This window comes from Pseudomonas sp. AL10 (assembly GCF_029960685.1).
GTDB classification, from domain to species: Bacteria; Pseudomonadota; Gammaproteobacteria; order Pseudomonadales; family Pseudomonadaceae; genus Aquipseudomonas; species Aquipseudomonas lactis.
Map to the genome: position 1 here is coordinate 1 of NZ_JASBQZ010000065.1, position 18,733 is coordinate 18,733.

19 protein-coding genes and 1 pseudogene are annotated in these 18,733 nt (G+C 59.3%); 5 read left to right on the plus strand and 15 right to left on the minus strand.

What is annotated here, in order from left to right; all coding sequences use genetic code 11:
* Positions 1-131: 131 nt before the first annotated feature.
* Together QK296_RS27780 and QK296_RS27785 are read right to left on the minus strand one after the other, a co-directional pair.
* On the minus strand, positions 132-452 hold the full coding sequence (locus QK296_RS27780; RefSeq protein WP_003193670.1) for an antibiotic biosynthesis monooxygenase: 321 nt from the start codon (positions 450-452) through the stop codon (positions 132-134).
* Complete coding sequence (locus QK296_RS27785) at positions 449-1,156, minus strand: CTP synthase (RefSeq protein ID WP_282392131.1); 708 nt, start codon at positions 1,154-1,156, stop codon at positions 449-451. Before QK296_RS27785 ends, QK296_RS27780 begins: the two co-directional genes overlap by 4 nt.
* Before the next feature lie 80 nt (positions 1,157-1,236).
* Here QK296_RS27785 and QK296_RS27790 point away from each other — a divergent pair, with 80 nt between their 5' ends.
* Complete coding sequence (locus QK296_RS27790) at positions 1,237-2,121, plus strand: LysR family transcriptional regulator (RefSeq protein WP_003193667.1); 885 nt, start codon at positions 1,237-1,239, stop codon at positions 2,119-2,121.
* A gap of 25 nt (positions 2,122-2,146) precedes the next feature.
* Here the strand turns inward: QK296_RS27790 and QK296_RS27795 are convergent, their stop codons facing one another.
* From QK296_RS27795 to QK296_RS27805, 3 genes are all read right to left on the minus strand, one after another.
* Complete coding sequence (locus tag QK296_RS27795) at positions 2,147-3,466, minus strand: PAS domain-containing methyl-accepting chemotaxis protein (protein WP_003193665.1); 1,320 nt, start codon at positions 3,464-3,466, stop codon at positions 2,147-2,149.
* A gap of 253 nt (positions 3,467-3,719) precedes the next feature.
* Positions 3,720-4,787 (minus strand): diguanylate cyclase, encoded by a 1,068-nt coding sequence (locus QK296_RS27800; protein WP_003193663.1) that lies wholly within the window; start codon positions 4,785-4,787, stop codon positions 3,720-3,722.
* 187 nt (positions 4,788-4,974) lie between these two features.
* Complete coding sequence (locus QK296_RS27805) at positions 4,975-5,604, minus strand: TetR/AcrR family transcriptional regulator (protein ID WP_003193662.1); 630 nt, start codon at positions 5,602-5,604, stop codon at positions 4,975-4,977.
* Between the two features lie 122 nt (positions 5,605-5,726).
* Between QK296_RS27805 and QK296_RS27810 the strand changes: the two genes are divergently transcribed.
* From QK296_RS27810 to QK296_RS27820, 3 genes are all read left to right on the plus strand, one after another.
* On the plus strand, positions 5,727-6,785 hold the full coding sequence (locus QK296_RS27810; RefSeq protein WP_057711737.1) for an MBL fold metallo-hydrolase: 1,059 nt from the start codon (positions 5,727-5,729) through the stop codon (positions 6,783-6,785).
* A gap of 140 nt (positions 6,786-6,925) precedes the next feature.
* Positions 6,926-7,588, plus strand: coding sequence for a hypothetical protein (locus QK296_RS27815; RefSeq protein ID WP_282392135.1), 663 nt, complete (start codon positions 6,926-6,928; stop codon positions 7,586-7,588).
* 234 nt (positions 7,589-7,822) lie between these two features.
* Complete coding sequence (locus QK296_RS27820; protein WP_034135657.1) at positions 7,823-9,268, plus strand: amidase family protein; 1,446 nt, start codon at positions 7,823-7,825, stop codon at positions 9,266-9,268.
* A gap of 7 nt (positions 9,269-9,275) precedes the next feature.
* Here QK296_RS27820 and QK296_RS27825 read toward each other — a convergent pair whose 3' ends face one another.
* From QK296_RS27825 to argH, 7 genes are all read right to left on the minus strand, one after another.
* Positions 9,276-9,632, minus strand: a complete 357-nt coding sequence (locus QK296_RS27825; protein WP_003193655.1) for a helix-turn-helix transcriptional regulator — start codon at positions 9,630-9,632, stop codon at positions 9,276-9,278.
* Between the two features lie 90 nt (positions 9,633-9,722).
* Complete coding sequence (locus QK296_RS27830) at positions 9,723-10,673, minus strand: hypothetical protein (RefSeq protein ID WP_003193653.1); 951 nt, start codon at positions 10,671-10,673, stop codon at positions 9,723-9,725.
* A 54-nt stretch (positions 10,674-10,727) separates the two neighbouring features.
* Complete coding sequence (locus QK296_RS27835; protein WP_003193651.1) at positions 10,728-11,897, minus strand: MFS transporter; 1,170 nt, start codon at positions 11,895-11,897, stop codon at positions 10,728-10,730.
* Positions 11,898-12,065: 168 nt separating this feature from the next.
* Positions 12,066-12,887, minus strand: coding sequence for an ABC transporter substrate-binding protein (locus QK296_RS27840; protein ID WP_003193649.1), 822 nt, complete (start codon positions 12,885-12,887; stop codon positions 12,066-12,068).
* A 25-nt stretch (positions 12,888-12,912) separates the two neighbouring features.
* Entirely contained in the window at positions 12,913-13,677 is a 765-nt protein-coding gene (locus QK296_RS27845) for an amino acid ABC transporter ATP-binding protein (RefSeq protein ID WP_003193648.1), read from the minus strand.
* 24 nt (positions 13,678-13,701) lie between these two features.
* Positions 13,702-14,580: an amino acid ABC transporter permease gene (locus QK296_RS27850; protein ID WP_019819278.1), complete on the minus strand. Its 879-nt coding sequence runs from the start codon at positions 14,578-14,580 to the stop codon at positions 13,702-13,704.
* 160 nt (positions 14,581-14,740) lie between these two features.
* The gene (gene argH / locus QK296_RS27855) at positions 14,741-16,168 is read right to left on the minus strand and encodes an argininosuccinate lyase (RefSeq protein WP_282392142.1); all 1,428 of its coding nucleotides are present in this window, start codon (positions 16,166-16,168) and stop codon (positions 14,741-14,743) included.
* A 193-nt stretch (positions 16,169-16,361) separates the two neighbouring features.
* On the opposite strand from argH, the gene QK296_RS27860 reads away from it, so the two are divergent.
* Complete coding sequence (locus QK296_RS27860; protein WP_282392144.1) at positions 16,362-17,321, plus strand: LysR family transcriptional regulator; 960 nt, start codon at positions 16,362-16,364, stop codon at positions 17,319-17,321.
* A gap of 91 nt (positions 17,322-17,412) precedes the next feature.
* Here the strand turns inward: QK296_RS27860 and QK296_RS27865 are convergent, their stop codons facing one another.
* From QK296_RS27865 to QK296_RS27875, 3 genes and pseudogenes are all read right to left on the minus strand, one after another.
* Positions 17,413-18,060 carry an HAD-IB family hydrolase gene (locus QK296_RS27865; RefSeq protein ID WP_094775506.1) on the minus strand — a complete coding sequence of 216 codons (648 nt, stop codon included), beginning with the start codon at positions 18,058-18,060 and terminating at the stop codon, positions 17,413-17,415.
* A gap of 27 nt (positions 18,061-18,087) precedes the next feature.
* Positions 18,088-18,306 (minus strand): annotated as a pseudogene (locus QK296_RS27870) (HNH endonuclease); the annotation flags it as partial.
* 66 nt (positions 18,307-18,372) lie between these two features.
* Positions 18,373-18,733 (minus strand): ribonucleotide-diphosphate reductase subunit beta (locus QK296_RS27875; protein ID WP_282391228.1); only part of this gene is annotated, 361 nt, incomplete at its 5' end.

The window sequence follows — 18,733 nt, forward strand, 5'->3', positions numbered from 1 at the left end:
AGATCACAAGCAGATCAAGATCAAGAGCGGCTCGCTTCGCATCGTGGTTACCGTCTGCTGCTACAGCCCACAAAGTTGTGTAGATACCTATGGCCATCGCAGGCAAGCCAGCTCCTACAAGGGGCAATATTTCAAGTGGGGAAGGTGTAGGCCCGCTCTACCTTGCACACCCGCGTGTGAAACGCCGCATACCAAGTGGCCCGCCCTTGCTCGCGCACCTGCCGATGCTCGGCCTGCTGTTTCCAGGCCAGGATCGCCGCCTCGCTGGTCCAGTAGGACACAGTGATCCCCAGCCCATCTTCCCGCGCCGATTCCACCCCTAGAAATCCCGGTTGTTGCCTGGCCAGTTCCAGCATGCGTGTGGCGGCCTCGCCATAACCCAGGTCGGCGTCGGTGCGCAGCGAGCTGAAAATCACCGCGTAATACGGTGGGGCGGGTGTCTTGGCGATCATACCGATACCTCCTGGCAGGCCTTGAGCAGCGCAATCGCCAGCGGCGGCGTGATGCCTTTGAGCGCGGCGCGTTCGGGCTGGAACAGGGTGGCGACGAAGAACGGGTGGTCGAGCAGTTCCACCGCGCGCAGGTCGCCCGCCGAATCGTGGCCGGTGGGAATCAGATTGGCTTGCAGCAGGGCGTCGGCGTAGGTGGGGTTGATGCCGTAGCGGCAGCGGTATCCTTCGTGGATATCCAGGCTGCCGTAGGCCTGGGCGATGCGCGTGTACGGGGCCAGGCGCACGGTGTCGTTCACTTCCACCATAGAGCAGGCCAGCGGCGTGATGACGGCGCGTTCAGCATCCGGCATTAATTCGCCATGTTGGGCATCGGCCCAACCGAGCACGTTGCGGGCATATTCCAGCACGGCATGTTGAAAACCGCCGCAGGTGCCGAGGAAAGGACGACCTTGTTCGCGGGCAAAACGGATCGCCCGCAGGGCGCCGTCGACATCGCGATAGGGGCTGCCGGGCACGCACCAGAAGCCGTCAAAGTCGTGCAGGGCAGAAGTGCAGGTGAGGGTGTCGGTTGCCAGCCATTGCACCTGGACGCTCAGGCCCAGAGCGTCGGCGGCCTGTTGCAGGGCCACGGGAATGGCCTGGTGGGCGGTCACATCGGGGTTGTGGTCACCGATCAGGGCAAGGTGCAGCGCGGGGGTTGGCATCGTGTACGTCCCATGGCTTGTGGTGGGTTGATACCCACTATAGATTGGCGTTTACGCAATCAGTATTGGCGTTTGCCCATATGTTCAATGCAGCCACGCACTATCAAATCGACTACGCCGACCTGTCATTGATTCTGGCCCTGGTGCGCGGCGGTACCCTGGCGCGGGCGGCTGCGCTGCTGCGCGTGGATGTGTCCACGGTGTTCCGTGCGGTGCGGCGGCTGGAGGCGGCGCTGGGCCAGACCCTGTTTGAAAAAAGCCGTGCCGGTTATTTGCCCACCGGCCTGGCGAGCAACCTGGCACAACAAGCCGAGCGTGCCGAGCAGGCGCTGGAGGCGGCGCGTATTGGCGTGGAGCAGGGCGGTGAAGTGATCAGCGGCACCGTGCGCCTGACCTGCACCGACTCGGTGTTGCAAGGCTTGCTGTTGCCGGCCCTCGCGCAGTTCATGCCGGCCTACCCGGCGTTGACCCTGGAACTGAGCACCTCCAATGACTTCGCCAACCTCAGCCGCCGTGATGCGGATATCGCCCTGCGCCTGACGAAGGCGCCGCCAGCGCATCTTGTCGGACGCTGCCTGGGGGCGGTGACCTATCAGGTGTGTGCCAGTGCCGACTATGCGCGCCAGCACCCAGGCCATGACTGGGCCAACCTGGCCTGGATCGCGCCAGATGACTTTTTACCCGATCACCCCACCGTCATCTGGCGTCGTGAACATTTGCCGGGCGTGCGTCCCCGTTATCGGTGCAACAGCATGCAGTCGGTGACCGAATTGGTAAGGGCTGGATTGGGCGTGGCGGCACTGCCGGATTTTCTCATGGGCGATGGCCTGCAACCGCTGGGCCCTGCGCTGGCAGGGCACGATACGGCGCTGTGGTTGTTGACGCGGCCTGATTGCCGGGCGTTGCGCTCGGTGGTGACGCTGTTTGATGAGCTGGGGCGGCATGTGCGCTGGCTGCGAAGTTAACCTGCAGACAGCCAGCGCCAATGGGTCAGCGATTACCTCGCTCGTTTGCAAACGCGCTCACCGCCTGTACCGCCTCGCCGGTGCCTTCGCGAATTTGCAGGATCACCGTGCCGGCCTGGTTGGCCAGTTCCACACCCTGGGCGGCGCGGTCGCGGGTGGCGTCCATGCTGTCGATGGCTTGGCGGGTTTCGTCCTGGATCATGGCGATCATGCCGGAGATTTCGGCGGTGGAGCCGCTGGTGCGCGCCGCCAGTTGCCGCACTTCATCGGCCACCACGGCAAAGCCACGGCCCTGCTCGCCGGCGCGGGCGGCCTCGATGGCGGCGTTGAGGGCCAGCAGGTTGGTCTGGTCGGCGATGCCGCGAATGGTGTTGACGATGGCGGTGATCTGTTGCGAGCGCTCGCCCAGCTTGGCGATCAGTTGCGAAGAGGCGTCGATATCCACGGCAATGTCGCGCATGCCGGTGGCGGTTTTCTGAATCACCTCGGCGCCTTTTTCAGCCATCTCCTGGGTGTTCAACGACAGGTGATAAGCCTGGGCGGCGCTCTGTGCGTCAGCGGCATGCTGTAGCACGCGGGCGGTGACGTCCGAGGCGAACTTCACCACTTTGCACAGGCGCCCGCTGGCGTCGTACACCGGGTTGTAGTTGGCTTCCAGCCACACCACCTGGCCGTGTTTATCCACCCGCTCGAACTGGCCATTGAACAGCTCGCCCTGATTCAAGCGCTTCCAGAACTCGCTGTAGGCTGCACTATTGGCCAGCTCCGGTGTGCAGAACAGGCGGTGATGCTTGCCCTGAATCTGCGCCAGGCTGTAGCCCATGCGCTGCAGGAAATTGCTGTTGGCGGTGATGATGGTGCCGTCGAGGTTGAACTCGATCATCGCCATGGCGCGGTCGATGGCTTCGAGCTTGGCGTTGGCTTCACTTTCGGCCTGCAGGCGCGGGGTGACGTCCATGGCGTATTTCACCACTTTGATCACGTTCCCCGCTTCATCCCGTACCGGGTTATAGCTGGCTTCCAGCCACACCGAGGCACCGTTGGCGCCTACTCGTTCAAAGGTGCCCGACTGGAATTGGCCGTTGCGCAGGTGTGTCCACAGCTGGTTGTAATCCGCGCTGCGGGCGAACGCCGGGGTACAGAACATCCGATGGGGCTGGCCCAGGATCTGTTCGGCGCGGTAGCCCATGGTCTTGAAGAAGTTGTCATTGGCGCGCAGCACGGTGCCTTGCAGGTCGAATTCGATCACGGCCATGGAGCGCTCGATGGCGTCCAGCAGGCTGGTCTGTTGGGCAAGGCTGTGTTGCAGGGTACTGATGGTTTTCTTGTGAGCGTGAAATAGCATGGTGGAGGGCTCGGGCATGCAAGCGTATGCGGGGTCCATGTATTTGCGCCTGACCCCGTAGGGCCCCTGGCCTTACGGTTGACTTGCTCATTGCCAGCTTCCTGATGCTGACAGAGGGGGTGGAACAACGGTCTCAGAGTGATCAATCGGCCTGGAAGTTCGCCCATCAGGCAGGACTATTTTGGCCAGGCGACCAATGGCGGCATTATGCTATTGCAGCAGGTGGGCGGAGCAAGATTCGGACGAGGTGTCATCAGACAACTGAGGCTGAATGAACGGCCGTGCATTCGCTGATCTTGACGCGGTTGCGGCCGCTGTTTTTGGCGGTGTACAACGCGCGATCCGCCGCATCGAGCCACATGACCGCGTCCTTGAACGACGGGTGGAAATCCGCCAGGCCAATGCTCAGGCTCACGCGCAGGTCCGGGATCTGCGCATGACGATAGCCGCTGAAGGTTTCGCGTAGATGTTCCATCACCTGCGCAGCGGCGTGCAGCGGCATTTTCGGCAGAATTACACTGAATTCATCGCCGCCGTAGCGGCCGGCCAGGTCTTCTTCGCGCAAGTGTTCGCGCAGCGCCTGGCTCAACTGGAGCAGAACCGCGTCACCGACGGTGTGGCCATGTACGTCATTGATGTGCTTGAAGTGGTCGATATCGATCAAGGCAATGGTCGCTTGGCCTTGTTGCTGCTGGCACTTGTGAAACTTGATGTTCAGCAGGTCTTTCCACGAACCATGGTTGAGCAGGCCGGTAAGGCTGTCGACGCGGCTCAGGGCGCTGAGGGCGCGTTTGTGTTCCGACAGTTTGATCGCTAACTGGTAACAGACCATGCCGATGGCCATCGGGTAGAGCGTCAGCATCGGCAGGCAGGTGTAGACCTCGGTGAGGCTGACGCTGGGGTCGAACTTGACGTCGAACAGGCCCCAGGCCACCGCGATACCGGCCGCCTGTGCCAGCAACCCGCGCAGGAACAGGCGTTTGCCACCGGCTGCGACGTTGTTCATGGCCATCATCGACAGAATGGTCACCGCTGTCAGTGGCGAAAACTGAGTGGCTGCGGCCCAGAATCCGCCCAGCAATGAGTCATACAGCAGGTTGCGTTGTTCGGCCTGGTAGGGAAACGGCGAGCGGGTGGAAATCAGGTACGCCACGTGCGGCCAGGCAATGCCGTTGAACAACAGCAACGCCCAGACCCAACCGGGCATCGACAAGGGATACAACGCCCCGATCACGCTGATGCTGCCGATACCCAGGCCGATAATCCTTGGCGTGTAGATTCGCCTGGCAAATGAAAGCCCTTTGCCTCGTCTGTTTTCCATAGTGTCCTGGGTCAACTTTTTTTGCGGGTGCAACAGCACGCGTCAACGGGCAGAGCCGGTGGTCGGATAAGAAAGGTGAATTGTCGATTATTCGCGTGGGAATAATCAGTGTCCTTCCAGGCCATTTGCGCAAAACAGCGGGTAAAAGCGCCAGAAACGACCTTAAATGTCGCGCCTGCAACAGGGGTTACTGGGGCGGGCGCTGCGTGCTGACTTCGTAACCGGCGAGGAACAGGTCGATGGCCGATTCGATGACGTGGGCCTGTGCGGCAAGGTCGAGGGTGGGCTGGCCGAGGGTGATTTGCGGCCAGAACGCAAAGGCCTTGAGCAGGCTTTGGATCTGATGGGCGGCGAACGCCGGGTCGGTGCAGGTGAGGCGGCCGTCTTCCTGAGCGGCGCGTACCCATTGGGTAAAGCCTTCTTCCCGCGCACTGAGGCGGTTGACCATGTCTTGCGCGCGCTCCGGCGAATGGATGGTGGCAGCAATGGCCACGCGTGCCAGGTCGAGGAAGTTGGCGTCCGACATCATCTGCATTTTCGCTTCCAGCAACGTGCGCAGTTGGTCGCGCAGCGGGCGGTCGCTGGTGTAGATCACGTCCAGTTGGGCAACGCTGCTGGCCCACAACTGGTGGAGGATCTCGGCGAACAGTTCTTCTTTACTAGGAAAGTGGTTGTACACCGTGCGCTTGGAAACGCCCGCAGTGGCGGCGATTTTGTCCATGCTGGTGACCTCGAAGCCGTTCTCGCGAAATTCGGCAATCGCCGCCGCCACGATGGCTTCGCGTTTACGCTCGGTGAGGCGTTTGGGGGCAGTCATGGAAGGCATTCGACTCAACAATGAAATTACACCGGGCAGTTTACTTGCTCCGGATTTTGTTGCAATCTAGAAACTACACTGTGCAGTGTAATACTTGAGCGGACCGCAGGAGTCACTTCGTCATGGCCACTATTTCAACCCGTCTCGACCCTGCGCCCTCGGCGCCCAAGCCTGCCGAGCAGGACTTGGGGCACTTCAGCAACGACGCCCCGGTGCAACACGGTGGCTTGGGCAAGACCCTGCGTATTTTCTGGAACATGCTGTTCAACAAACCGCGCACCACCCGGCCGGTGGGGCAGATTCCGGTACAGCCACTGACTCGCGAGCAGTTATTGGCCGCACCTGATCACAGCGTGTATCGCCTGGGCCATTCAACCGTGCTGCTGAAAATGCGCGGTAAATTCTGGGTCACCGACCCGGTGTTTGCCGAACGCGCCTCGCCATTGCGTTGGGCCGGCCCCAAGCGTTTTCATCAGCCGCCGATCAGCCTTGAAGAGCTGCCAGCGCTGGAAGCGGTGATCCTTTCCCACAATCATTACGACCATCTCGACCGCAAAGCGGTGGTCCAATTGGCCGAAAAGACCCGCTACTTCCTGGCGCCCCTGGGCGTGGGCGACACGCTGGTCAAATGGGGCGTAGACGCCAGCAAAGTCCGCCAGTTGGAGTGGTGGAAGGGCACCGAGGTCGATGGTGTTCGTTTTGTCTGCACGCCGGCCCAGCACTTTTCCGGGCGCGGCCTGTTTGATGGCAACCAGACCCTATGGTGCTCCTGGGTGATGATCGACGACACGCGACGTATCTTCTTCAGCGGCGACACCGGCTATTTCGACGGTTTCAAACGCATCGGCGAACAGTACGGGCCTTTTGACCTGACCCTGATGGAAACCGGCGCTTACAATGTCGAGTGGCCTCATGTGCACATGCAGCCGGAGCAAACACTGCAGGCGCATATCGACCTTAAAGGGCGGTGGCTGCTGCCGATTCACAATGGCACTTTCGACCTGGCCTTCCACGCCTGGCATGAGCCCTTCGACCGCATCATGGCCCTGGCCTGGGAGCGCAATGTTTCGATCACCACTCCGGCGATGGGCCAGGCTTTTCGCTTGAACCAGCCTGAGCGTGGGCATGCCTGGTGGCTGGAAGTGGAACCTCAATCGGTCAACGAACACGCAGCAGGCTGAGCCGAAAACCCGCTTGGAAAAGAGTTTTTCAGCGGATTTCAGCTCTGCGACAAACGCCAAATGAGAGTGCGATGATCCCGCGGGAATTTTATCTCCGGGAGGACGTTTCGATGGACAGCCACTGTAAGAAGCTTTGGAGAATGGGGTTGCCTTGTGCCCCAGCCCAGCCACTGCCCGCGCCAATAAACGCCGCCGACTTGCCCGCTTCACCACCCCATGCAGCACCCACTTCTATTGTCTTTGGCGCCGAACAGGCTGCGGGCGTCACGCTCGTCCCTGGTTATAGCGCCCTGGCGCCCCATATACGGCCAGTGCGTGACCCCGCGCTATCACTTGTCGCCATCAGCGGTGTGGACCCTACTGAACCGGTGATGGTCGAAGTACCGCTAGTATTGAATAACACCACGTTCACCGCCACGCAGGCGTTGACGGGCTATCGGATCGGCTATGCAGAGCGCTATGTGCAGGGCAATCAGGTTGAGCCGGTTGAGCGCAGCGCGGCTTTGCAGCGGGTCTTCGACACCCTGCGTCACGCCGGTGTGCAATGGGTAGCGGTGGACATGCAGCGCAGTGGCGACAGTCAGCAGGCCTGTCGTGAAATCGATGAACTGGTGGCAGGTCTTCGCCTGGATGCCCTGGTGTCGGAGGATCCCCACGCCGCCTTTCATCATGCCATAAGAGGCGGATACCCCTCTGTGTGTGAAACCCTGGAGGACGGCTCCCGAGTCTGGTTTTACGGTGCGCGCTGGGCAGGTGATCGTTTGGCGGCACTGGCGCGCGCTTACCGCGTGCTGCGGCCATAGATGGTATAGATGCCTACACCGGGCTGGGAAGGGTAGGACGCGGTGACAAGATTCGCCTGAAATAACAGTGGGGTATCGGCTCTTAGACTGGTGCGGTGTTATCGGCAGATAGCGCTCACACTCAGTCAAACAGAGGGGCACTTCATGATCGGACCAGTTTCGGCAGGTGGATGGGCGACAGGCCTGCTTCAGGAGCTTTCAAACCCTGTGCAAGGTTTCAAAAGTGCCTGCCAGATGTCAGTGGAGATGGCCCAAGGAGGTGGTGTCACCTCAGAGTCACTGTTGAAGGACTCGCTCAAGCAAATTGCCAATATTGATCGTGGACTACAGGGCGGCAATGCGTTTTTGGAAACCAACCCGGATGCCATGCGAGAGGCGAAAGCCCGCGATCAGGAACGTGCCGATGGCCGTGTTCGCGGGCATTTGCATGGCGTGCCGATAGCGCTGAAGGATGTCTTTGAAACCAACGACCGCATGCAGACCAGCGCAGGCTCAAAGGCCTTGGTGGGCGCGCCGGCCAGTAAAAACGCCAAGGTCGTCGACAATTTGCTGAAAGCCGGAGTGGTGATTGTAGGCAAAACCAATATGAGTGAGCTGTCCAACTTTCGCTCACTATCACCGGCCGATGGCTGGAGTTCCCGAGGTGGCCAGACGTTGAACCCTCATCGACTCGGAGGGCCGGTGGCGGGCTCGAGTTCAGGCTCGGCGGTGGCGGTGGCCCAGGGGCATGTGCCGGTGGCGTTAGGGCTGGAAACCAACGGATCGATCATCAGCCCCGCAGCCTACAACGGTGTGTTTGGCCTGAAAACCACGACGGGCCTGGTCAGCACCGAAGGCGTCATGACCAGCACCCGCATGGATGCGGTGGGGACCTTCACCCGCAATATCTGTGATGCGGCAGAAGCGCTTAACGCAATGACCGAGACCAACGTCTACACCGAGGGCCTGCACGCTGATGCCTTGAAGGGCAAGCGAATTGGCTACACCCCTTTGCCTGAGTTGTCCGCAGAGGAGGCCAAGGACCCGGCCAAGCTTGCAGACCGCAAGCACTATGAGGCGGCGCTCGAAGTGATGAAGGCCCAAGGGGCGATTCTGGTGCCCTTGGAGCGGTTGGACGCCGGTGTCCCCGACGAAGCCTATGAGGGCTATAACGAGGCGATGTTCTCGGAGGTCAAGCAACAACTGGAAGACTATTTGGCTGGGCGAGAAGGTTTGCCGGTCAAGTCACTTTCTGAGCTGGTTGCTTTTATCAAACGCACACAGAAATCTGGTGAGCCTGACCAGAAACTGCTGGAAATGATCAATGACCTGGAGACCACCCCGGAAAAACGCGAAGCGTTGTGGGAAGCGATTCTTCCTGTATTTCAGAAAACCATTGATGACCCCATAAAGGAGCACAAGCTCGACGCCATGGTGTCGAACTTTCTGTCCCACAATTATTTTTACAGTGCGGCGGCCGGGTACCCAGGTATATCCGTTCCGTCAGGCATGGACGAGGAAGGCATGCCCACGGCACTTTACTTATATGGCTGCGGCAACAGTGAAGCCACTTTGCTGGCAGTTGCCTATGGTTATGAACAAGCCTCGCAGGCCATTCAAAAACCGGCTTTTCTCCCGGGTATTCCTTCTACGCAAACACCAGCCAGTCCAGATAAAACGGTTGAGGCCACCAACGGCTGAATTTGAGTCAGCCTCTGCTGGTTGCCACTGTTGAACCCATCAATTGAGAAATGAGGCCTTGCACAGAAGGTTGCGCCGCCGGGGTATCAAACCGGCGCGCACTCATTCCCCACCCCGGTGCGAACCCCGGGAAAAACACCAGCCCTTCGGCCTCCAGGCGAAACGCCAGGATCAAACGGGTTTCATCGTCCACGTCACCGTGGCCTTCCAATTGCTCAATTGTTTGCACCGCCACGCCAGCCTGGCGAGCCAGCTCTTCGCGGCTCCAGCCCAGCATGACGCGCGCCTGCGCGCAGTGTTTGGCGGTGAATTGATGCAGGACGATCTGTTGTTCTACGAAAGAACTCATTGCCAGAGAGGACATGGGGTTTCTCCAGGTTCGACAGGGGAGGTGCAACTATACTGTTTTTTTGTACAGTTGTTTCTACCGCTCATCCATTGGCATTGCAGCCCCTTATGATTCCAGCCCTGGCGCCTCACGAATAATCAGGTGGTCCAGGTTCTCGATCCTGGCGCTGAATACCCCGAACGTTTGCTCGGGGTTTTTCTTACTGGGCACCTGCATAAGCTGCGGTGTGACGCCATAGAAAAAGCAATACAGCGGCCGTTCACTGCTGGCCGCCGCCTTGATCTGCTCCAGGAATGCCGTGCGTTTGCGGTAGTTTTCGATGAGCTTTTTGCTCAGGTAGACGTTCACCGAATAAGGCTTTTTGTCGAGCCACACCTTCTTCTCGAAGTCGATGCGAAAGCTGCTGGTGTAGTCCTTGATGGCCTTGATCTTGCCCCAATAAATCAAACCCTGGTTGTCTTGCAGGTATTCGATCTTCTTGAAGAATGCCCAGTAGGTCGCCGTGTGCTCACCGATCTTCAGGGGCATTGCCTTGAGCTTGTCCTTGTCATCGATGTTGGACACGTAGCACTCCACCGGGTGTGCGAATACGCTGGTTTTGTCCGGGGTTGTGTCATTACTGCCAGAGGATGTCGTAGTGCGGTTTGCAGGCGCTTTCGTCGGTTCCTGCAGGGCGCTTGCATCGTTGCCGACTACCGGCGTTTTAGGCTCATACAGTCGCCGCGTCAGCACAAATTCCGATGGGAAATTTTCCTCACGCTCGTCATCACTTTCACCCGTCGCCGATTTATGGCTGCCGGCATAGCGGCAGCCATCGATATGCCGAGTGCCGGGTTTGTTCTTGAAGTGCGGCGTGCGCAGGTAGTTGACGTTCTTGGCGTTGAAAGTGCTCAACGCATTGGTGCTATCGAAGGCCGCGCGGCAGGCGTCGTTGGGGCACAGGAAGCTGTCCTTGTCGGAATCGAAGCCGGTGCTTTCGTCGAAATTCAGGTCTCGCACGTCGTAGATCGACACTTTGTCGTCGAGACTCACGCTGTAGGCCGTATCGAATTTCATGGGGCTCGGGTCCGTCAGAGGTTTGGCTATTAATAGCCGGATCTTGCATAAATATCAGCAAGAACCTGCCACGCGTCGCCCGCTCAAGAAACACAGCGTGCCGCCTATGGCAGTAAGTGCGGCCAGGGCAAAGAACATGCTGGTGGGTGCCGCGTTGATCAGCAGGTAGCCACAAATCACCGGACTCATGGCTCCGCCAAACGCGGCCAGGTTCTGGGCACCGTAGTAACTGCCCCGTAGTGCATCCGGCGCAATGGTGTCGATAAACAGAAATTCCGAGGGGTAAATGATCATCTCGCCCAAGGTGAACACGAACATCGCCAGGCACCAGCTCAGCAGACTGTTCGCCTGGCTGAAGCCGACCAACCCGGCAATAAACAATAAGGTGCCCAGCACGATCCAATGGCGCAGTTGCTCGCGCTTGAGGAATCGACCGATTTGGTACTGCATCAAAATCACGGTGATCGCGTTACAGGCCAGCACCGCCGACAGAATTTTCAGTGCCTGGTCGGGTGTGTAGGCCACTAGCAAAAACTGCGACAGATACAGGGTGTAGCGCCCATGGACTATGGTGCTCAACAGGCTGCCGCTGGTGAACAGGATCAACGTGCGGTCGTTGCGCAAGGTGCGCAGGGTGCTGAGAAAACTCTGGGGTTTATGACGGTCGTCCCGTTGAGTCGGCGCAATACCGATCATCAGGAACAGGCTGCCAAAGGCAATGGCACTGGCAATCAGGAACGGCGCCCACGGCAGTTGGCCAGCAATCAATACGCCCAACATCGGGCCGGTCGCATAGCCCACATTGGTCAGGGTATAGCGCAGGGAAAACACCTTGGCGCGCTCGCCCACCGGTAGGTTCTCGCTGATGATCGCCTTGGAGCCGATCAGGAACAACGCCGACGCGGCTTCAGTGATGACCAGGGTCAAGGTGGTGAGGTAGAGGTTGCTGGCAAAGGTCAGCAATAAAAAACCGATGGAGCTTGAAAGCATGGCCAGGATCAGCAGCTTGCGCTTTTCCAGGCGGTCGATGATGTAGCCGCCGTACAACCCCAGGAGCGTGGCGATGAACACCGCGATCCCCATCAGCAGGCCGATGTCCTGCTGGTTGAGGCCCAGGCGTGTGCTCAGCCACAGGGCCAGCAACGGGCTGGTCATGGCGCGGCTGACCACGATGGTCACCGAGCAGATCATCAGGCGACGGATTACCAGGGAGTAGGTGGCCACGGTGGGGGCGAGCGTCCTTGTTATATTTTCACGACAACACAACTTAAATGTGAACACCGAACCAGTGTGGGAGCTGGCTTGCCTGCGATAGCGGTAGGCCAGTTTGCATCGTCATTGGCTGATCTACCGCTATCGCAGGCAAGCCAGCTCCCACAGGTTTTGCGGTGTTTACTGGCCTGCGTTTATGCTGATCTTCTCGACCGCACCTTGCTCCAGATCCCACTTCTTCAGGATCTTGCCGTAGGTCCCGTCATCAATCATGCCCTGCAACGCTTCACTGATCGCCGTGACCAACTCGGTATTGCTCTTCTCAATCCCAAGCCCGGTGAACTGCTTGGAAATCGCCAGCCCCACCGGCTTGTACTTGCCCTTGTCCAGCGCCATCAAATAAGGAATCGTCTCGCTGCCCTGCATCGCCGCATCCAGGCGGTTCTGCTGCAACTGCGCCCGGGCATCCGCCGAACCTTCGGTCCCGATCACCACGATTGCCGGCTTACCGGCCGCTTCGCAGTTTGCCTTGCTCCAGGCGGTAATTTCCGACGGCCAGGTGGTGCGGCGGCTGGTGCCGACTTTTTTACCGCACAAGTCGGTCAATTCCTTGATCTCTTCGCGCTTGGCCAGGGTGTACAACTGTGGGCCGCTGGTGAAGTAGTCGACGAAGGTCACGGCCTTCTGGCGCTCGGCGGTGTCGCTCATGCCCGACAGCACGATATCGACGCGCTTGGTGGTCAGGCCGCTGAGCATTTGTTCGAAGCCGGTTTCCTGCCATTTGATCTTCACGCCCAGGCGCTCGGCCAGGGCGTTGCCCAGGTCGAAGTCAAAACCAGTGAGCTTGTTGGTGGCCGGGTCCTTGAAGTCCATCGGCGGGTAGTTCGGCACGATGGCCGCGCTGATCTCACCCTTGTCCTTGATGGCTTGCGGCAAGGCCGCCAATACACACGAGGAGGCCATCAGGCCGGCAAGCAAGGAAGGGATAAACATCTTTTTCATGGGGGCGTTCTCGTTAGTTTTTTAGTTAAGTGCGAACGGCAGAAATAAAGCTTTGGGTACGTGGATTTTGTGGGCTTATTAGAATGTCTTCCGGGCTGCCGGCTTCCACAATCTGGCCGGCGTCCATAAACACCATGCGGTTGGACACTTCGCGAGCGAAGCCCAACTCATGGGTGACCACGATCATGGTCATGCCGGTGGTGGCCAAATCGCGCATCACCGACAGCACTTCGCCTACCAGCTCCGGGTCGAGGGCTGACGTGGGTTCGTCAAACAGCATCAACTTGGGGCGCATGGCCAAGGCACGGGCGATTGCCACGCGCTGTTGCTGGCCACCGGACAATTCCACTGGGTAGGCATTGCGCTTGTCTGCCAGGCCAACGCGGGCCAGCAGTTCCAATGCATCTTCGATGGCTTCCTTGGGCGAGCGCTTGAGCACTTGGCACGGGCCTTCGATGATGTTTTGCAACACGGTCATGTGCGGGAACAAATTGAATCGCTGGAACACCATGCCGGTGGCCAGGCGCTGGCGGGCGATCTGCGCTTCGTTCATCTCGTGCAGCTTGTTGCCGACCACCCGATAACCGACCAATTCGCCATCGACCCACAGGCCGCCCTTGTCGATTTTTTCCAGCTGGTTGACGCAACGCAGCAACGTACTTTTACCCGAGCCGGACGGGCCAATGATGCACATCACCTCGCCTTGCTCGACCTCGATATTGATGTCACGCAGGGCGTGATACTGGTCGTAATACTTGTTCAGGTTGACGGCCTTGACGATGCTTCTCATGGGGCAAATCTCCTCAACCCAGGCTTACGAACGCTTGCCGGCGCCGCGGGCAAAACGACGCTCGAGGCGGCTTTGACCAAATGAAAGAACAGTCACCACCGCCAGGTACCAGATGCCCGCCACAATCAGCAGCTCCATCACCCGGGCGTTGGCGTAGTAGATGTTTTGCGCGTTGTGCAGCAGCTCGGAGTACTGGATCACACTGGCCAGGCTGGTCATTTTCACCATGCTGATGAACTCGTTGCCCACGGGCGGGATGATCACGCGCATGGCCTGCGGCAGAATGATCCTACGCAGCGCTTGCAGGCTCGGCATGCCGATGGACTTGGCCGCCTCATATTGACCGGTGTCCACCGACAGCAAGCCGGCGCGCACCACCTCAGCGGTATAGGCGCCCTGGTTGATGCTCAAGCCGAGCAAGGCGGCCACAAAGGGCGTCATCAGGTCGACGGTGTCGATGCTGAACAGGCCCGGAATCGCGATCACCGGGAAGATCAACGCCAGATTGAACCACAGCAGCAGTTGCAAAATCAGCGGTGTACCGCGAAACAACCAGGTGTAGGTGATGGCCACGTAACGCAGGATCGGGTTGGCCGACATGCGCATGATCGCGGTGATCACTCCGATCACCACGCCCAGCGCCATCGCCAGGATCGACATGACGATGGTGTTCACCAGGCCCCAGAGGATGGCTTGCGACGTGAGGAACTGGCCAATGTAGGACCATTCGATCTGGCCATTGGCAAACGCGCGCAACAGCGCAGCCAACACAATCACGATCAACGTGGCAAAAAACATCCGCCCGTAATACCGCCGCGGCACATGCTCGTACTGCGTGATATCGAACTGGTTTTCAGACAACTTGCGCTCGGCTTCCAAGCGCTCGGCCGGGGTTTGGTTCATGCTGCTACTCCAAAATTATTCTTGATGCATGATCGTTCCCACGCTCCGCGTGGGAACGCCGCCTCGGACGCTCCGCGTCCCGCCGTTGGCGCGTAACGTGACGACGCGGAGCGTCACGGGATGCATTCCCACGCAGAGCGTGGGAACGATCGTCACCGGCTTAAATCCGAAACCCCTGATAACTCTCAGCCCACTTCTGCTGTTCAGCCAAAGCAGTCTTCAACCGCCCAATCTGCTCCTTCACCCGCTCCGGCGCAGTCCCACCCCACCCACTGCGCGCCGCAATCGCCGCCTCCAGGGTCAGGCAATCACGCACGTCCGGGGTGAGCCGCCCATCCACCTCCGCCAACATCGCCGGTGAGGCTTCCCACAACTCAATTTCATGTTTCTCACAGGCCTGTACCAACGCGCCGGTAATCTCATGGGCCTCCTTAAATGGCACGCCACGCGTTGCCAACCAATCCGCCACCTCCGTCGCCAAGGTAAAACCCATCGGCGCCTGACGCCGCAGCTCGTCGACCTGCACCTTCATGGTCGCCACCATGCCGGCCATCGCCGGCAACACCAGCAGCAAGGTGTCCACGCTATCCAACACGCTGTGCTTGTCTTCACTCAAATCGCGGTTGTACGACAGCGGCAACGACTTGAGCGTCGACATCAACCCGGTCAGGTTGCCGATCAAACGCCCGGCCTTGCCCCGCGCCAGTTCGGCAATGTCCGGATTCTTTTTCTGCGGCATGATCGAACTGCCGGTGGCGTAGGCATCGTCCAACACCACCCAGCGAAACTGGCGGGACGACCACAGGCAAAACTCCTCCGACAGCCGCGAAATATTCACCCCGAGCATGCCCGCTACAAACAGGAACTCCGCCACATGGTCACGGCTGGCGACAGCGTCGATGGAGTTTTCACACGGCCCGGTGTAGCCCATTTCCTTAGCCGAGTGCTGCGGCTGACGTGCTATCGCCGAACCTGCCATCGCTGCCGCGCCCAATGGCGACAGCGCCGTACGCGCATCCCAATCCACCAGGCGCTGCACATCGCGCAGCATCGACTGCGCGTGAGCCAGCAAGTGATGGGCGAACACAATGGGTTGCGCCTGCTGCAAATGGGTAAAGCCTGGGCAGATGCTCTGCACATGTTGCTCGGCCTGTTCAACCAACGCCTGCTGCAAGCCCAACACCTCGGTGGCGATGGTGCGCGCATGGTCACGCAGGAACAGGCGCAGATCGTTGGCCGTCTGGTCATTGCGCGAGCGCCCGGCGCGCAACTTGCCGCCAAGGGCGCCCAGGCGCTCGGTCAATACGCGTTCGATAAAGGTGTGCACGTCCTCGTCATCCAGGGAGGGATGCAGGCGGCCGGCGGCGAAATCCTGACCGATACGGTCCAGGGCTTCGAGGGTGCGCAGGGTTTCTGACTCATCCAGCAAACCGGCGCGCTGCAACTCACGGGCATGGGCACGGGAGCCGGCCAGGTCGTAGGGCGTCAGGCGAAAATAACGCTCAGGGCAACGCGACAACGCGGCCAACGCCGCAGACGGACCGGTCTTGAAACGAGCGCCCCAAAGGCGGTCGGTGGGCTGGGACATGGGTATTCCTCACGCTTGTTTTTAGAAGAGTCGGAGGCAGTTTCAACAGAAATTTATCGGTGTAGAACCGGCATCTGACGCGCCGTATTCAAGGTTGCCAAGGGCGGATGTTTATGTTCATTATCGCCGCCTGGCTATGTTCAAGGATTGGGTTCAAGCCTGTTGAATATGGCACTCGAGGTCAACGCGCATTATGGAAACCCCACTTTCCACTTCTGGAAACCTACCGCCAAAACCCGGCACCCGAGCACCGCTGCAATTGAGCGGGTTGGACTTCAAATTGCTGCGGGTATTTATGGCCGTGGTCGAAGCCGGTGGCTTCAGTGCTGCGCAAAATGAGCTGAACGTGGGCCTGGCGGCCATCAGCAAACAGATCTCCGACCTCGAGATTCGCATCGGCATGCGCCTGTGTACACGGGGCCGCGAAGGGTTCGGGCTGACCGAAGAAGGCAAGTTGGTGTATCAAGCGTCCATCGAGTTATTTACCTCGGTGGACAGTTTTCGCGACAAGCTTAGTTCGGCACAGAATGAACTCATCGGCGACCTGAGTGTGGGCGTTATCGATAACACCGTCTCCGACATTAACTCGCCGCTGATTACCGCCCTGGGCAACTTACATCGCCAATCGCCAAAAATAAGATTGCGCCTACATGCCTCGCAATTGGACGAAGTTGAACGCGGCGTCGTGGAAGGGCGCCTAGTCGCCGGCATCGTCCCGGTGTACCAACGCCGTGAAGAGTTCGACTACTTCCCGCTCTACGAAGAAAAGGCCCACGCCTACTGCGCCGTAGGGCATCCACTGTTCACCGCCAGCGACATCACCCCCGATGCCCTTCGCCAATACGAAGTGGTGAACCATCGGTATGCGATCCATCGCGACAAGGCCAACTTCGTCAACCACGACAGTCAGTCCGCGTCGGCCTCACAAGTGGAAGCCGTCGCCATCCTGATCCTCACCGGGCGCTTCCTGGGCTTTCTGCCAGAACACTACGTCACGCCACTGGTAAGGGAAGGACGCCTGCGCGCACTGTGCCCAGAGCAAGTGCACCTGAGCACCGCGTTCAACCTGATCCTGCGCTACAACGCGCCGAGAAGCCCGATGGTAAAAGCCTTCGCCACAGCCTTGGGTGTAGACCTGAAGACGCCGGCCTAAGCCTCAACAAAGCTCAAATGTGGGAGCTGTCGAGCCCCAGCGAGGCTGCGATGGGATCGCCTGGGTCTCCCCGCCAACCCCCCCACCCGCATCACCGCTGCAACCGAGCCCGCTTTTTTTTCTTCGCATGAAAGTGCCGAAAATGCGCATCCTGCGCCGCCGCCAACAACTCCCGATCCCCACGCGTATCGCCCCAGGCCCGTAGTCGATACTCGCCCAAATCCCCATACACCGCCTCAAGCCGCAGCACCTTGTTCTCACAACGGCAATTATTCCCGGTGAGCTTGCCGGTCAGCACCCCATCCACCACCTCAAGCTCAGTGCCGATCAAACGAATGCCAAGCCGATCGGCAAACGGCTGCAACACCAACGCCGGCGACGCTGAACACAGCGTCACCACCGCCCCGGACTTCACCTCATCCGCCACCGACTGCAACCCGCTCGGGCGCATCAGCTTGCTCCAGCGCGCCTGACAATATGCCTGCGCTTGCTGCTCAACCCAAGTCTTCTTCACCCCGGTCATAAAGGTGCGAATCAACTGCGCCTTCAACTCATCCCGGCTGATCTGCCGCACCAAAAACCGCAGCCCCGGCACCGCCAGCTTGACCATCCGGCCATAAAACTCACCGGTGCCGAAGGCAAACTTGAGGAAGGGCACGAAACTATCGTGGTGGGTGAGGGTGCCGTCGAAGTCAAAGACGGAAAGTACTTTGGCGTCTGCGGGGCCGGCTTCGAGCATGTCTGGGTTCACGGGTTGGCCTCGGTCCTATCTAATAGTTTTTAAGCGGGCATCAGCTGTGACAGCAGGAGTCTGCTCCCGTGCCAATCTTCCGATCTTGGCGTAAAGCGCTTCGGTAAGAGCTTCCCGAGCACTTGACCTGTGACAACGCTGATGGCAATTGGGGCACAAGGCTACAGCATTGGGGGGGCGATCCGAACCCTTCCGGGCCAGGTGCTTGAGGTGATGTACTTCAAGAAATGGCAAATTCCTTTTTTACCGACGAAAAAAAGCCCTGAACATGCCAGGGCTTCCTTTAGTGCTTAGTCCGGATCAATCCCAGCTCAGCGCGCCGCCGGTCTGGTACTCGATCACACGGGTTTCGAAGAAGTTTTTCTCTTTCTTCAAGTCCATGATCTCGCTCATCCAAGGGAACGGGTTAGTCGTCCCTGGATACTCTTCCTTCAATCCAATCTGCGTCAAACGACGGTTAGCGATGAATTTCAAATAATCTTCCATCATCGCCGCATTCATACCCAACACCCCACGAGGCATGGTGTCGCGCGCATATTCGATCTCCAGCTGCGTACCCTGCAGGATCATCTGGGTCGCTTCTTCCTTCATCTCGGCGTCCCACAGGTGCGGGTTTTCGATTTTGATCTGGTTGATCACGTCGATACCGAAGTTCAGGTGC

Bases quoted from the DNA above. Each gene is read 5' to 3' on its own strand.
- QK296_RS27780 (WP_003193670.1), bottom strand. From the start codon at position 452: ATGATCGCCAAGACACCCGCCCCACCGTATTACGCGGTGATTTTCAGC.
- QK296_RS27785 (WP_282392131.1), bottom strand. From the start codon at position 1,156: ATGCCAACCCCCGCGCTGCACCTTGCCCTGATCGGTGACCACAACCCC.
- QK296_RS27790 (WP_003193667.1), top strand. From the start codon at position 1,237: ATGTTCAATGCAGCCACGCACTATCAAATCGACTACGCCGACCTGTCA.
- QK296_RS27795 (WP_003193665.1), bottom strand. From the start codon at position 3,466: ATGCTATTTCACGCTCACAAGAAAACCATCAGTACCCTGCAACACAGC.
- QK296_RS27800 (WP_003193663.1), bottom strand. From the start codon at position 4,787: ATGGAAAACAGACGAGGCAAAGGGCTTTCATTTGCCAGGCGAATCTAC.
- QK296_RS27805 (WP_003193662.1), bottom strand. From the start codon at position 5,604: ATGACTGCCCCCAAACGCCTCACCGAGCGTAAACGCGAAGCCATCGTG.
- QK296_RS27810 (WP_057711737.1), top strand. From the start codon at position 5,727: ATGGCCACTATTTCAACCCGTCTCGACCCTGCGCCCTCGGCGCCCAAG.
- QK296_RS27815 (WP_282392135.1), top strand. From the start codon at position 6,926: ATGGGGTTGCCTTGTGCCCCAGCCCAGCCACTGCCCGCGCCAATAAAC.
- QK296_RS27820 (WP_034135657.1), top strand. From the start codon at position 7,823: ATGTCAGTGGAGATGGCCCAAGGAGGTGGTGTCACCTCAGAGTCACTG.
- QK296_RS27825 (WP_003193655.1), bottom strand. From the start codon at position 9,632: ATGTCCTCTCTGGCAATGAGTTCTTTCGTAGAACAACAGATCGTCCTG.
- QK296_RS27830 (WP_003193653.1), bottom strand. From the start codon at position 10,673: ATGAAATTCGATACGGCCTACAGCGTGAGTCTCGACGACAAAGTGTCG.
- QK296_RS27840 (WP_003193649.1), bottom strand. From the start codon at position 12,887: ATGAAAAAGATGTTTATCCCTTCCTTGCTTGCCGGCCTGATGGCCTCC.
- QK296_RS27845 (WP_003193648.1), bottom strand. From the start codon at position 13,677: ATGAGAAGCATCGTCAAGGCCGTCAACCTGAACAAGTATTACGACCAG.
- QK296_RS27850 (WP_019819278.1), bottom strand. From the start codon at position 14,580: ATGAACCAAACCCCGGCCGAGCGCTTGGAAGCCGAGCGCAAGTTGTCT.
- argH (WP_282392142.1), bottom strand. From the start codon at position 16,168: ATGTCCCAGCCCACCGACCGCCTTTGGGGCGCTCGTTTCAAGACCGGT.
- QK296_RS27860 (WP_282392144.1), top strand. From the start codon at position 16,362: ATGGAAACCCCACTTTCCACTTCTGGAAACCTACCGCCAAAACCCGGC.
- QK296_RS27865 (WP_094775506.1), bottom strand. From the start codon at position 18,060: ATGCTCGAAGCCGGCCCCGCAGACGCCAAAGTACTTTCCGTCTTTGAC.